Below are 13139 nucleotides of genomic sequence, written 5' to 3' on the forward strand. Positions count from 1 at the left end.
GAAAACGAAATAAAACCCGGCCGCCCTGCGGCAACCGGGGGGCAACGGTACGGGGTTTAACTTAAACGAATCTTAAACAAGGCGGATTGCAGGGCGTTCCAATCGGCATTTTCGCTGTGGATAAGCTCAATTCGGCTGTCGAGCGGCGCGACCGGGCGGGTTTCGATGTTAAGATCCTGCCCCTGACGGTTGATCAGTAACGTGCCTTCGGGGATGCGTACCACGCCTTTGGCGCGTTCGACCGGTGCCAGCCGTACCCATTCCATAAAGCCGACGGTATCGAACCGGGTGTCGCCGTCAAAAATCCAGCCGCAGCTGGTGAAGCCTTGGCCTTCATTCAACGCTCGCCGCCAGCGGGCGTGCTCCGGCAGCCGCAGCGCCGCCAGCCCCTGCTTTTTCGCCTGACCATGATGATGCTGTGCGTCCGGCAATTCTGTACGATTCGTGCGCGGAAGTGACAACAGCGCGACATCCGCTTCGCCTTGCGCGATGGCGTAGCAGGGCCGCTGCAGCGCATCTTGCGTCTTCCAGGCCGCCAGCGCCCGCCTGTCTTCCGGCTGATAGGTGTCGCTTTTGCTGGCCAAAATAACGTCGGCCGCGGCCAGCTGATCGCGGAAGTTTTCGTTGTCGCGGTAGCGCGGCTGGCTGAGCTGGCGGGCATCCAACAGGCACAGGGTGGCCTGCAGATCGATCCAGCCGGCATAGCTTTCCTGGGTCAGCAGCGACAGGATTTGTTTCGGATGCCCGAGCCCGGTCGGCTCGATCAGCAGCCGGTCCGGTTTGGCCTGCTGCAACAGCATATTCAGGCCTACCTGCATCGGCAGACCGTTGACGCAGCACATGCAACCGCCGGGGATCTCTTTGAGCACCGCGCCACTGTCCGCCAGCAGCGCGCCGTCGATGCCGATCTCGCCGAATTCATTGACCAATACCGCCCAGCGTTCATGTTCGGGCTTATGAGCCAGCAAATGGCGGATAGTGGTGGTTTTACCGCTGCCGAGGAAACCGGTAATCAAATTGGTTTTGGTCATTAATAATTCCTGGCGCAAAAATTAACCTGCTTAATAAATGAGTTACGCAGCCGTATCGGTGAAACGGCCGCGATTTAATTTGTGCTCTATCTCGCAAATTTTGCACGTCACCCTGCGCTTTTCAACCGGTAAAATCCACCTTTCTTTGCAAGAAAATTCTTAGATAAAACCCTGTATTAGATGCGGTTAACTTTTGTTAGTAGCTTGTTTTTACATTGTTAATGACGCGATTAACGATCAAATCTCGTCCCTTTCCTTGCGATTATTCCTAACAAGATCCTCTATGGTTAAATTGGCTTAACTAAAAATGAGGTTGCCATGAATACCTTTCGGTTATTTTTGATCGTAGGAATGTTGTTTTCATGGACGGCAGTGAGTCATGCAGGCGTGGCCGGCGGGGTAATTCGCTTCGTCGGTTCTATTGTTGAAAGTCCTTGCACGGTCAAGATTGCAGATTCTAAGGCGAATACGCAATGTTACCGCAACGGCCAGCATTATCAGGCCCAGCAAGCGTTGTCAGGTTTTGATGCTACACGCAAAGAACTTCCGCTAAATCTAGGCACAACCGAAATGAAGTGGGTGGACCAACAGAAGAAACTCGCTGTTATGACGGTCGTTTATCGTTAAGTCGTTCCGCCATGCCGGCGTAACGTTACGCCGGCATGGTTATTCTCGGCCTTGCAGGCTTCTCACCGCATCACCCACTCCTTCACCGTTTCACGCGCACCGCGATCGCGCAGCGACAAATAGGCTTGCGTCACCGCGTCGGTAAACGCCGCATGCGTCGCCAGCGTTTCGCCGAACACCGCTTTCAGCGCCAACAGCGCCGTCACGCGCCGCCGATCGTCCGTTGTGGCGGCGATCGTCTGTTGCAGCACGTCTGCCAGCGGATCGCGAATGTCGATCGGCTGACCGGCGTCATCGACGCCGCCGACGTAACGCATCCAGCCCGCCACGCCCAGCGCCAGCCCGCTATAGTCGCCGCCGTGCCGCAGATGCCAGCGTACCGCGTCCAGCAGACGTTGCGGCAGCTTCTGCGAACCGTCCATGGCGATCTGCCAGGTGAGGTGTTGCAGCGCCGGATTGCTGAAGCGCGCGATTAGCTGTGCGGCGTAGTCGGCCAGACTGATGCCGGTGACGCTCAGCGTCGGGGCCTGTTCGTCCAGCATCAACCGCAGGGCGGCGCGGCGGTAGTGTTCATCCGCCATGCACTCGTTGATATAGCGGTAACCGCCCAGGTAGCCGAGATAAGCCAGGAACGAGTGACTGCCGTTCAGCATGCGCAGCTTCATGTGTTCAAACGGCAGCACATCGCTGACCAGTTGGGCGCCGGCCAGTTCCCACGCCGGGCGTCCGGCGGCGAAGTTGTCTTCCACCACCCATTGAATGAAGGGCTCGCAGGCGATGGCGCATTCGTCGCGCACGCCGCCCAGCGCGGCGGCAATCTCATCCAGCGTGGCCGGCGTGGCGGCCGGCACGATGCGATCCACCATGGTGCAGGGGAAGGTGGCGGCGGTGGCGATCCAATCGGCGAGCGACGGATCCCGCGCCTGCGCCAGATCGAGCACCGCCCGGCGCAGCACGTGGCCGTTCTCCGGAATATTGTCGCAGGAGAGCAGGGAGAAGGCGGGCAGGCCGCGTTCGCGCCGCAGCCGCAGCGCTTCCACCAAAATGCCGGGCACGGTCTGCGGCTGATGTGGCCACGCCAGATCGGCGACGATCCCCGGATGCTGTCGATCCAGCCGCCCGCTGCCGGGCTCGATGCAGTAGCCTTTTTCGGTGATGGTCATCGAAACGATCGCCACCTGTGGCTCGGCCAGCTTCTCCAGCACCGCGGCGATGCCCTCCAGCTTGCGGTGCAGGCTCTCATGCACCGCACCGACCACGATGGCCTGATGACCGTCCGCGCCTTTCTCCAGCACGCTGTACAGATGATCCTGTTGCCGCAGCGCCTCAAACAGCGGCACGCCGCCGGAAAGGCTGATTTCGCAAATGCCCCAGTCGCCGCCGTGGGCGTTCAGCACCCGATCGGTCAGCAGCGCCTGGTGCGCGCGGTGGAACGCGCCGAAGCCAAGGTGCACGATGCGGCTGCGCAGGGCCCGGCGGTCATAGCCCGGCTGCCGGACGGCGCCCGGTAGCGGGGTGTTGGCGATCGTTTTCATCTTATCTCCAAAGCGTGTAAGACAGCTGGCGGGCCACTTGCGCCAAGTTAGCAGACCAGTTTTCCGCCGCATAGGCAGGGTGGCGCCGGTGATAAAAAACTGCGACCAGTGTAGGGATGTCGGCCAGTTAAAGGAATTGGTCAGTCCAAAATAAGCCAGAATCGTGAAGTGGATCAACCAATGAGGGGTTCGGTTTTGACAGCGCAGGGCGAAAGAGTAAGTTAAAGATAACTGACATCTAAATTAAACTGGTATAACAGCATCGCAGTGCGAGACAGGCATAAGGATAAAACATGGAACAAACATGGCGTTGGTATGGCCCGAACGATCCGGTTTCTTTGGACGATGTGCGTCAGGCCGGGGCGACCGGGGTGGTGACGGCGCTGCACCATATCGCGAACGGTGACGTCTGGCCGATCGACGAAATCCGCGCGCGGCAGGCGCTGTTGGCGGAAAAGGGGCTGGTGTGGTCGGTGGTGGAGAGCGTGCCGGTACATGAGGAGATCAAAACCCACAGCGGCGACTGGCGGCGGTACATCGCCAATTACCAGCAGTCGCTGCGCAACCTGGCGGCCTGCGGCATCGACACCGTCTGCTACAACTTCATGCCGATCCTCGACTGGACGCGCACCGATCTGGCTTATTCGCTGCCGGACGGTTCCAAAGCGCTGCGTTTCGATCAAATCGCCTTCGCCGCGTTCGAGCTGCATATCCTGCAGCGCGCCGGCGCCGAGGCGGACTATACGCCGCAGGAACGTAGCCAGGCGGCGGCCCGTTTCGCCGCCATGAGCGAGGAAGAAAAAAACCGGCTGACCGGTAACATCATCGCCGGGCTGCCGGGGGCGGAAGAGGGGTACACGCTGGAACAGTTCCGCCGCCGGTTGGCGGAATACGACGGCATTGATAAGGCGCAGCTGCGCGAAAACATGGCGGTCTTTTTGCGCGCCATCGTGCCGGTGGCGGAAGAGGCCGGCATCCGGCTGGCGGTGCACCCCGACGATCCGCCGCGGCCGATCCTCGGCCTGCCGCGCATCGTCTCCACGATTGAAGACATGCAGTGGCTGAAACAGACCGTTGACAGCATTCATAACGGTTTCACCATGTGCACCGGTTCATACGGCGTGCGTGCCGATAACGATCTGGTGCGGATGATTGAAACCTTCGGCGATCGCATTCACTTTACCCACCTGCGTGCCACCTGCCGCGAGGAGAACCCGAAAAGCTTCCACGAAGGGGCGCACCTGCAGGGCGATGTGGACATGGTGGCGGTGATCGAAGCGATCCTGGCCGAAGAGCTGCGTCGGCAACGAGCGGGCGATCGGCGGCCGATTCCGATGCGCCCCGATCATGGGCATCAGATGCTGGACGATTTGAAAAAGAAAACCAATCCGGGCTATTCGGCCATCGGGCGGTTGAAAGGGCTGGCGGAGCTGCGTGGCGTCGAGCTGGCGCTCAAGCGGCGTTTTTTCCCGGAACTGCCATAGAGGAAAATGAAACGGGGCCGAGACTCGGCCCCGCTGGCGCGACTAGTCGGCGCGGCTCATGTAGCGGCGTTCGGCGATATGAATGCGGATCTTGTCGCCGGCGCTGAGGTATTCCGGCACGTGGATCACCAGGCCGGTCGCCATGGTGGCCGGTTTGTTGCGGGCGCTGGCGGAAGCGCCTTTGATGCCCGGCGCGGTCTCGACGATTTCCATATCCACGGTCTGCGGCAGCTCCAGCGCCAGCACCTGGCCATCCAGCGTCAGCACCTGCATGCCCGGCAGGCCGCCTTCCGGAATGAACAGCAGCTCGTCTTCGATCTGGTCTTTCTTGAAGATGTACGGGGTATAATCCTCATCATCCATGAACACGTATTCTTCGCCGTCGATATAGGAGAAGTTCACCTTGCGGCGCGACAGGGAAATGGTGTCCAGGATATCGTCGCCCTTGAAGCGTTCTTCCACTTTCAGGCCGGTACGCACGTCGGAGAAGCGCATTTTGTACAGGGTGCTGGCGCCGCGGGCGCTCGGGCTCTGCACGTCGATATCTTTTACCAGCAGCAGCTTGCCGTTGTAGCTGATCGCCATGCCGCGCTTAATTTCGTTAGCTCTTGCCATTTCAATTTATCCGCAATGAGGAGTATGAGAGAAGTTGCGACAAGGTACTCGCGCCGCCGATTTCAGGCAATAGCCCGGCGTAAAAACAGTGTGAGAAGGGGAGAGCAGGCGCTCTCCCGTCGAGGATTAGTGGAAGACCGGCAGCAGACCGAACAGCGACAGAATATGCGCGGCGGCGTTGATCAAGCCGAACAGGATGACGAACAGGATCACGCCGTTGCCGCCCGGTGCGCGGTATCCCGCCTGCGGATAGCGGCGGCGGCTGGCGCGCGCCATCAGCGCCGGCACGATCACTGCCCAGATGGTGGCCGCCAGCCCGGCGAAGCCGATGGCGTACAGGAAACCGTTCGGGAACAGCAGCGCGGCCAGGGTCGGCGGCACAAAGGTCACCAGCGCGGTCTTGCTGCGCCCGATGCCGTCGTCCTTGAACTTGCAGAAGTCCGCCAGGTAGTCGAACAGGCCCAGCGATACGCCGAGGAACGAGCTGGCCAGCGCCATATAGGAGAAGGCGTTCAGCAGTTGGCTAACGGTCTGGCTGCTGGAGACGTTGCCCATTTGCTTGAGCAGGCTGCCGATATTGCCGCCTTCGGCGATCACCTGCTTAAAAGCGTCGCGCGCGATATTGCCCTGAATCACATACTGCCACAGGATATAGATAGCCAATGCCAGCAGGGTGCCGTACACCAGGCTGCGCACCACGGAGCCGCTGTCCTTGTGGTAGTACTTCACCAGCCCGGGAATGTTGCCGTGGTAGCCGAACGAGGTCAGCAGGTAAGGCAACGCCGCCAGGGCGTAAGGCAAATAGCTGGCCTGGTCATCGCCGGTGTTGAACAGCACCGCGGGTTGCACGTGGGTGAACATGTCGCCCACCGACATCACGAAGGTGATCACCATACCGCCGATCAGAATGGTGCTCAGGCGATCGACCGCGCGGGTGGAGAGCCAGACGATAAACGCCACGACCAGCGCGAACACCAGGCCGGCGGTGGTCTGGCCGACGCCGACGATGCCTTCCAGTGTGTGGGCGATGATCGAGCCGCCGGCGGAGATATAGGCGTAGGTCAGGATATACAGCACGAACGCCACCGACAGGCCGTTCACGGCGTTCCAGCCTTTACCCAGCAGATCCTTGACCATGGTGTTGAAGCTGGCGCCGCTCGGGTAGTGCAGCGTGGCTTCGAGGATCATCAGGCCGGAAAGCAGCATGCAGGCCCAGGTATACACCAGCAGCGCGACGGAACCGCTGAACCAGACACCGGAAGTGACGATCGGAATGGAAAACATGCCGGCGCCAACGGCGGTTCCGGCAATGATCATCGCGCCGCCGAGGATCGAAGGGCGGGCCAGCTTCTGGATGGTGTCCGTAGACATGCGTGCTCCTGGTGGAAGAGGTTCTTTTGTACTAGCTCAATGGTACATGGGCACATGGCGCATGTAAAGCGGGGGAGTTGCACGTTTCACGCGTTTTTATCTTTAAATAAAGGTTTATTGGGCGTTTATTCGCCATAGGATGACGCCGGCCGGCGCAGGGCGATGAGTGTAAAGATCGCCGGGGCGCAGGGATTCTGCTGGCGGCCGCCGCGCGCGGCTGCTATTGTCGCGCTTCTTTTCCCCCAGCCCACCAGGAGTAGCGCTGATGGACTGTCGCAGTGACTGCGGCGCCTGCTGTATCGCGCCGTCAATATCCAGCCCGATCCCCGGTATGCCGAACGGCAAGCCCGCCAATACCCGCTGCATTCACCTGGATGAACGGCTGCGCTGCGGCCTGTTTCATTCGCCGCTGCGGCCGAAAGTGTGCGGCAGCCTGCAGCCGAGCCGCGACATGTGCCACGATCACCGCGATCAGGCGCTGATTTATCTCGCCAGGCTGGAAGCGGACACCGCGCCCTAAGCGTCTTTCAACCGCCACAGGCACAGCGTGGCTCCCACCGTCATCGCGAGCGCGGCGTAAAACACCGCATGGTAGTTCCAGATTTCCGCTACCGCACCGGCGATCGAGCCGGCGATGATCCAGCCCACCCGGGTGGTGTTGGTGAACAGCGTGGTGGCCGCGCCGGCCTGGCCGGGCATCAAATCCTGGAAGTAGAGCATGCCGATCCCCGCCAGCACGCCGATAAACGCCGCATTCAGCAGCTGCAGGGCGATGAGCTGCCAGCTGCCGGTGATAAACAGCAGGCCGCAGTAGAACAGCACGCCGGCGACCACTGCCCCGCGCATCAGGCGGCGTTTGCCGCAGCGCTTCGCCGCCAGGCCGGCGAGCAGCATGATCGGGATCTCCAGCCCGGCGGCGGCGCCCATCAATATCCCGGCCAGCCGCTCCGGCAGCCGCAGCTCGTGCACCACATACAGCGGCATGTTGATCAGGTACATGCTGTTGGCGGTCCACATCAGGGTGCAGGCGACGAACAGCAGCAGCGAATCGCGGCGGTGCTGCCGCGGTGCGGCCAGGGGCGCGTTCGTCGCCGCGGTTTTCGGCATCGAGGGCAGCCGTTTCCACACCAGCAGGCCGCACAGCACAAAGGCCGCCGCGCCCGCCAGATACATGACCTTAAAGCCGAAGCCCAGCGCCAGCGCGAAGGCGATCGGCGGGCCAATGACCCAGGCCAGGGAGACCTGGGCGCGCATGATGGAGGTGAACATCACCGCCTCGCGGCCGGTACGGTCGGCATGCTCACGCGCCAGCGCAAACATCTGCGGGTTGGCGGTGGAGCCGAAGCTGGTGAGCACCACGCCGACGATCAGCAGCAGGTAATAGTCGCGGTTCCAGGCGAACAGCGTGAACCCCAGCGCACCCAGCATGCAGCAGAGGAAAATAAGTGACTTGCGGTCGCCTTGTTTATCCGAACGGCCGGCGAGAAACTGGCTGACCAGAATGCCAATCACCGCGCTGCCGGTAAAGAACAGCCCGACCAGCGCCGGCCGTACCTTGACCTCGGTTTCCAGAAACAGGCTCAGCGTCGGGGTTTGCAGGGCGCCGGCGATGCCGGTCAGGAACGCCACCGCCAAAAAGGCCAGCGAAGTGAGATCGGGCGTGCGTCGCGTTACTGCGGATGAAGTCGGCATGGTGGTTGAGAATTCGTCGAAAAAGGAAGGTCGCGCGCATCATACGCCCGTTGAAATGAAACGCAAACCGCTCCCTTGCGGCGAAGGGTAAACGGATATGTCGCACGGCGACGAGAAAAAAAGGGCGCGTTGCGCCTAATGCTGGTCACTTGAACCTGACTGGTATTTTTTATCCAGTCTCTTTACGTGTCGTGCAGGATGAATTGCCCTAAATGCCCAGAATTTCTCTGTTACTACAATGAACGGCAATTGGAGGGGCCGATGGCGCGGCCCCTCCACCCGCGCCTTCGCTTAACACCATCTGTCCGCTACGCGGATACCCTCGCCGCGTCTGCGTTGTCGGGCGGGTCGGCTGCGACAAACGTCCCTGTTAGTCTCGCCTCAACCGGCCTTCCCTGGCCGGTTGCCCCTGACAACGCCGTCTTGCTCGGCAGCCGGTGATGCGCGCCAAAGGTCAACACCCGTGCGGGCAGCTACCGGGCAACCTGTTCTTTATGACGTTATGGCAGAGAAGTCGGAGATGAACACAGGGTTGGACGCCCTTGAAGACGCCGAACGCAGGCATAGCGCATTAGGAGAAACCGCCATGGACGGCGGTTTCAGGTGAGACAGGCAGGGACGCCTGTCGCAACCGGCCTCAATGCGGTATGGCGGAGGGAGGACAAATCTGCCTGGAGCAGATTTGAACGCTGCTTGCAGCGGCCTCGAAGGGGCGAGGCCCAGGGATGGGCTGAGTAACGTTGGCAAAGCCAACCGTCTGACAGGGCAAAGGCGCGGGTTGCCAGGGGCCGCGCCTTCGGCCCCTGGCTCGGTCGAGGCGTATGAGCCTCATGGCGCATCTCACCTTTATCGACCGAAAACTGCACAAATACGTTCAGAAAAACGCTAACTGACCAGCATTACGCGTTACGCCCCTTGCTTGCGGGTAAATCAGGCGCCTTGCGGCACCGTGTGCGCGGTATTTTTCAATACCGGCCCCCGATACTTCTCGATCTGCAACTGCGCCATCTGCCCGCAGTTGCCCTGCGCCAGGCTGGAAGAGCCGATGTCGAAGGTCAGGCAGTTGACGTTGCCGTTCTTGCACAGCGAGCCGGGCTGCGCCGGATCGGCCGGATCGAACCAGGCGCCTTCGCTGATGCGCACCACGCCGGGCCGCACGTCTTCGCTGACCACCGCGCCCACCAGGATCTGGCCACGATCGTTGAACGCCCGTACCAGATCGCCGCCGCTGATGCCGCGCGGCTGCGCGTCCTGCGGGTGGATCAGGATCGCTTCACGATCCGCCACCGCGTATTTCTCGCGCAGCGGCGTGTTGTCGAGCTGGGAGTGCAGCCGGTTGGTCGGGTGCGCGGTATTGAGCGACAGCGGATATTTGGCCGCTTCCGGCCCGCGATACCACTCGTGCGGTGGCATCCAGGTCGGGATGCCGGGGCAATCCTCATAATGCATTTTGGCGATGGCGTCGGAGTAGATCTCGATCTTGCCCGACGGCGTGCCCAGCGGGTTCAGCAGCGGGTTGTCGCGATAGTCGGCGAAGCGCACCCACTGCTTGTTGGCCTCCGGCACCGGGAAACGCACGTAGTTGTTGGATTGCCAGAACATGTCGAACGGCGGCAGCGCCACCCGGGCCGCGCGCGCCTGGTTCTTCATGTCGTCGTACATGCCTTTCAGCCACTGGGTTTCGTCCTTGCCTTCGGTAAAGGCTTCCTGCACGCCCAGTCTGGCCGCCATCGCCGAGAAGATGTCGAAGTCGCTGCGCGACTCGTGCTGCGGCGGCACGCATTGGTGCATCGGGAACACGTAGAGCTGCGAATAGTCGCCGCCCATTTCCAGATCGTTGCGCTCGTAGCTGGTGGTGGCCGGCAGCACGATATCGGCATGCTTGGCGGTGGCAGTCCAGTAAGGCTCGTTGACCACGATGGTGTCCGGCCGCTGCCAGGCTTTGACCAGGTTATTGGTGTCCTGATGCTGGTGGAAGGTGTTGCCGCCCGCCACATACACCATTTTCACCTCGGGGTAGGTGACCTTGGCGCCGTTGAAGTCGATGGTTTTTCCCGGGTTGCTCAGGCATTCGGCGATGCGCGCCACCGGGATCGGCGCCGGCGAGTTCTTCGGCGCGTTGCCGGCGGAGATGCCGGCGATGATGCCGCCCTTGGCGGTCGGGCTGCCGCCGGAGGAATAGTGGTAGCTGAAGCCGAAGCCGCCGCCCGGCAGGCCGATCTGGCCGAGCATCGCCGCCACCGTCACCAGCAGCCAGTGCTGCTGTTCGCCGTGGTGCTGGCGCTGAATGCCCCAGCCGCCCATGATCATGGTGCGATGCTTCGCCATCTCGCGCGCCAGTGCGCGCAGCGTGTCGGCATCGACGCCGCTGATGTCGGCCGCCCATTCGGCGGTTTTCGCCACGCCGTCGCGCTCGCCCAGCAGGTAGGCCTGGAACTTGTCGAAGCCGACGGTGTAGGTTTTCAGGAAGTCCGGGTTATGCAGCTTCTCGGTCAGCAGCGTATGGGCGATGCCGATCAGCATGGCGCCGTCGGTATAAGGACGCGGGGCGATCCACTGCGCATTGACGAACTTGGCGCTGTCGCTGTGCACCGGATCGATGCTGATCACCCGGGTGCCTTTCTTCTTCAACGCCTCAAAGCCGGTCTGGCCGACGTGATCCGGCACGTTCCAGCTGTTTTTCAGCGTGACCATCGGGTTGCAGCCCCACAGGATCACCAGCTCGCTGTTCTCGATCACGTTTGGCCAGGCGGTCTGCTGTTCGTAGACCTCCATCGAACCGACCACGTGCGACATGATCACCTGCGCCGCGCCGGTGGAGTAGTCGCCGGCGTAGCCGAGGAAACCGCCGGTCAGGTTCATCAGGCGCTGCAGGAGCGTACGGCTGTTGTGCAGCATGCCGACGCTTTTCCAGCCGTAGGAACCGGCGTAGATCGACTGCGGCCCGTGATCTTTTTGCAGGCGAACGATCTCATTGCACACCAGCTCGGTCGCTTTGTCCCAGCTGACGCGCACCCACTCGTCGCGGCCGCGCAGCTCGGTGCGGCTGCCGGGGCCGCCCTCCAGCCAGCTTTTACGCACCATCGGGTATTTGATGCGGTTCTCGGCGTGCACCTGATAAGGCGCCATGGTGATCAGCTCATTGGGGTACGGATCGTCCTGCACCGGCTGCACGCCGACCATCTTGCCGTCTTGCACGATGGCCTCGAACGCGCCCCAGTGGGCGCCGGTCAGGATGCCTTTTTGCGCCTGACGCAAGGCGATGAACTGCGGCAGCGCTTCGCTGATGGCCTGCGCCAGCGCCGCTTTGGGCCATAAGCCTGCCAGCAGCGGGGCAGCGGCCAGCGCGGCGGCGCCGGTCAGGAAGCGGCGGCGGCTCATTGTTAACGGTTGTTGGTTGCTCATTGCGCTTCTCCCTTTAAAGCTTGGCCGGTGCGGCAGGTGGCATGTCGCTGGCGTGTTTTTGTACGTATTGCGTCAGCACGCGCAGTTGTTCCTGCGTCAGCGAGGTGCGTGGCGCCATGCCTTTGATGACGCCGATCCATTGGTTGGCGTTGAAGCGATCGAGCGCGGTCAGCCCGTGGCAGCCGGTGCAGTTGGCCGACATCATGTCCGCGGCGTAGCGCCAGATTTTTTGCTGATCGTCGATCAACTGTTTACGCGGCAGCCACACCTGCAAAGAGACCTGATGCCAGACCAGGCCGGTTTCCGCATCGGTCTGGGTGGCCGCGGTCTTCAGCTGTTGGCGCGCGTCTTCACCCAGCAGCACGCTGAGGATACGTTTGCCCTGCGCGGCGTAGAACACTTCGCTGACCCCGTCCTGCTGCCAGCCGCTCACGGTGGCCAGCACCTTGTCGCCATCCTGCTTCACCACCTGCACTTCGGTGGACGGCATCAGGTTGCCGGCGTTATGGCTGTCGTCTGCGCTGAGGAAGAACGGTTCAGTGGCGATGGTGTAGAGAGTGGTGGCGTCGGGCGCGGTCAGCGCCGCGGCCTTCGCCAGCTCGGCGGCGCCGGCCTGGGTTTCGCCGCTCATGTCCGGCAGGATGTGGGCTACGCCCTTATGGCAGTCGATGCAGGTCTCGCCCTGTTTGATCGCCACCGGGTGCTGCAGGCGCGCCTCAGGGCGCTGGGCGGTGATGTCCATGGCGTCGTAGCTGTGGCAGGAGCGGCAGGTGGCCGAGTCGTTCTCTTTCAGCGTTTTCCAGACCGACTGCGCCATCGCTAGCTTGTGCGCTTCGTATTTTTCCGGCGTATCGATGGTGCCGACCATCTCGCCGTAAATGTCTTTTACCGCGCGGATTTTGGTCCACAGGTAATCGATCGGTTGATGCGGCACGTGGCAGTCGGCGCACTCGGCGCGGATGCCCTTGGTGTTCTGGAAGTGGACGCTGCCCTGATATTCGGCCAGCGGCTGTTGCATGGTGTGGCAGGAAACGCAGAAGGCGGTATCGCTGGTTTTATGGAATACGGTGGCGGTCCCGGCCAACAGCGCCGCGCCGAGGATAATCCCCAGCAGCAAAAGCCATAGCCATCCCCACCGGCGCTTTTTTTCAAAGCCAGTCAGTTTTTTGCTCATGGTAAACCCGCTTATAATTATGAATTTAAAATAAAATCTTGCCAAAAGGCCGCCGACCGGAGGTCAGAATGCCACGTCGATTGCAGGGGTAATAATAGAAGAGGGTTAACCCCATAGGGTTATCCGTAGTCAAAAAAAGGGCATATATCGCAAAAAATAGCGTTATATTCTAATTTATATAGCGATGGGGCCGTGCGGCAGGGGA

10 protein-coding genes are annotated in these 13139 nt (G+C 61.4%); 3 read left to right on the top strand and 7 right to left on the bottom strand.

Annotated elements, in window-relative coordinates; genetic code table 11:
* Nucleotides 1–56 precede the first annotated feature (56 nt).
* The gene (locus tag ACYF6X_RS03835; RefSeq protein WP_063988769.1) at nt 57–1031 is read right to left on the bottom strand and encodes a CobW family GTP-binding protein; all 975 of its coding nucleotides are present in this window, start codon (nt 1029–1031) and stop codon (nt 57–59) included.
* A 318-nt stretch (nt 1032–1349) separates the two neighbouring features.
* Here ACYF6X_RS03835 and ACYF6X_RS03840 point away from each other — a divergent pair, with 318 nt between their 5' ends.
* Nucleotides 1350–1658, top strand: a complete 309-nt coding sequence (locus ACYF6X_RS03840; protein ID WP_063988768.1) for a type 1 fimbrial protein — start codon at nt 1350–1352, stop codon at nt 1656–1658.
* A 62-nt stretch (nt 1659–1720) separates the two neighbouring features.
* On the opposite strand, the gene ACYF6X_RS03845 is transcribed toward ACYF6X_RS03840, so the two are convergent.
* Nucleotides 1721–3193 (bottom strand): mannitol dehydrogenase family protein, encoded by a 1473-nt coding sequence (locus tag ACYF6X_RS03845; protein ID WP_130018051.1) that lies wholly within the window; start codon nt 3191–3193, stop codon nt 1721–1723.
* 293 nt (nt 3194–3486) lie between these two features.
* Here ACYF6X_RS03845 and uxuA point away from each other — a divergent pair, with 293 nt between their 5' ends.
* Complete coding sequence (gene uxuA / locus ACYF6X_RS03850; RefSeq protein ID WP_130018050.1) at nt 3487–4677, top strand: mannonate dehydratase; 1191 nt, start codon at nt 3487–3489, stop codon at nt 4675–4677.
* Between the two features lie 42 nt (nt 4678–4719).
* Here the strand turns inward: uxuA and yeiP are convergent, their stop codons facing one another.
* Both yeiP and mtr read right to left on the bottom strand, forming a co-directional pair.
* A complete protein-coding gene (gene yeiP, locus ACYF6X_RS03855; RefSeq protein WP_004935725.1) occupies nt 4720–5292 on the bottom strand; it encodes an elongation factor P-like protein YeiP in 573 nt (190 codons plus the stop codon).
* Nucleotides 5293–5418: 126 nt separating this feature from the next.
* Nucleotides 5419–6663: a tryptophan permease gene (mtr, locus tag ACYF6X_RS03860; protein WP_130018049.1), complete on the bottom strand. Its 1245-nt coding sequence runs from the start codon at nt 6661–6663 to the stop codon at nt 5419–5421.
* Between the two features lie 265 nt (nt 6664–6928).
* On the opposite strand from mtr, the gene ACYF6X_RS03865 reads away from it, so the two are divergent.
* Complete coding sequence (locus tag ACYF6X_RS03865; protein ID WP_015378527.1) at nt 6929–7183, top strand: YkgJ family cysteine cluster protein; 255 nt, start codon at nt 6929–6931, stop codon at nt 7181–7183.
* Here ACYF6X_RS03865 and ACYF6X_RS03870 read toward each other — a convergent pair.
* The 3 genes from ACYF6X_RS03870 to ACYF6X_RS03880 all read right to left on the bottom strand — a co-directional run bounded on the left by ACYF6X_RS03870 (nt 7180) and on the right by ACYF6X_RS03880 (nt 12934).
* Entirely contained in the window at nt 7180–8355 is a 1176-nt protein-coding gene (locus ACYF6X_RS03870) for a sugar efflux transporter (protein ID WP_063988764.1), read from the bottom strand. The genes ACYF6X_RS03865 and ACYF6X_RS03870 overlap by 4 nt on opposite strands.
* Nucleotides 8356–9285: 930 nt before the next feature.
* Complete coding sequence (torA, locus tag ACYF6X_RS03875; RefSeq protein ID WP_063989313.1) at nt 9286–11760, bottom strand: trimethylamine-N-oxide reductase TorA; 2475 nt, start codon at nt 11758–11760, stop codon at nt 9286–9288.
* Between the two features lie 13 nt (nt 11761–11773).
* Nucleotides 11774–12934 (bottom strand): NapC/NirT family cytochrome c, encoded by a 1161-nt coding sequence (locus ACYF6X_RS03880; RefSeq protein ID WP_063989312.1) that lies wholly within the window; start codon nt 12932–12934, stop codon nt 11774–11776.
* Between the last annotated feature and the right edge of the window lie 205 nt (nt 12935–13139).

The sequence above is a fragment of the Serratia sp. ID 25-353 genome (assembly GCF_054792795.1).

Bases quoted from the DNA above. Each gene is read 5' to 3' on its own strand.
- ACYF6X_RS03835 (WP_063988769.1), bottom strand. From the start codon at position 1,031: ATGACCAAAACCAATTTGATTACCGGTTTCCTCGGCAGCGGTAAAACC.
- ACYF6X_RS03845 (WP_130018051.1), bottom strand. From the start codon at position 3,193: ATGAAAACGATCGCCAACACCCCGCTACCGGGCGCCGTCCGGCAGCCG.
- ACYF6X_RS03840 (WP_063988768.1), top strand. From the start codon at position 1,350: ATGAATACCTTTCGGTTATTTTTGATCGTAGGAATGTTGTTTTCATGG.
- uxuA (WP_130018050.1), top strand. From the start codon at position 3,487: ATGGAACAAACATGGCGTTGGTATGGCCCGAACGATCCGGTTTCTTTG.
- ACYF6X_RS03865 (WP_015378527.1), top strand. From the start codon at position 6,929: ATGGACTGTCGCAGTGACTGCGGCGCCTGCTGTATCGCGCCGTCAATA.
- ACYF6X_RS03870 (WP_063988764.1), bottom strand. From the start codon at position 8,355: ATGCCGACTTCATCCGCAGTAACGCGACGCACGCCCGATCTCACTTCG.
- mtr (WP_130018049.1), bottom strand. From the start codon at position 6,663: ATGTCTACGGACACCATCCAGAAGCTGGCCCGCCCTTCGATCCTCGGC.
- ACYF6X_RS03880 (WP_063989312.1), bottom strand. From the start codon at position 12,934: ATGAGCAAAAAACTGACTGGCTTTGAAAAAAAGCGCCGGTGGGGATGG.
- torA (WP_063989313.1), bottom strand. From the start codon at position 11,760: ATGAGCAACCAACAACCGTTAACAATGAGCCGCCGCCGCTTCCTGACC.
- yeiP (WP_004935725.1), bottom strand. From the start codon at position 5,292: ATGGCAAGAGCTAACGAAATTAAGCGCGGCATGGCGATCAGCTACAAC.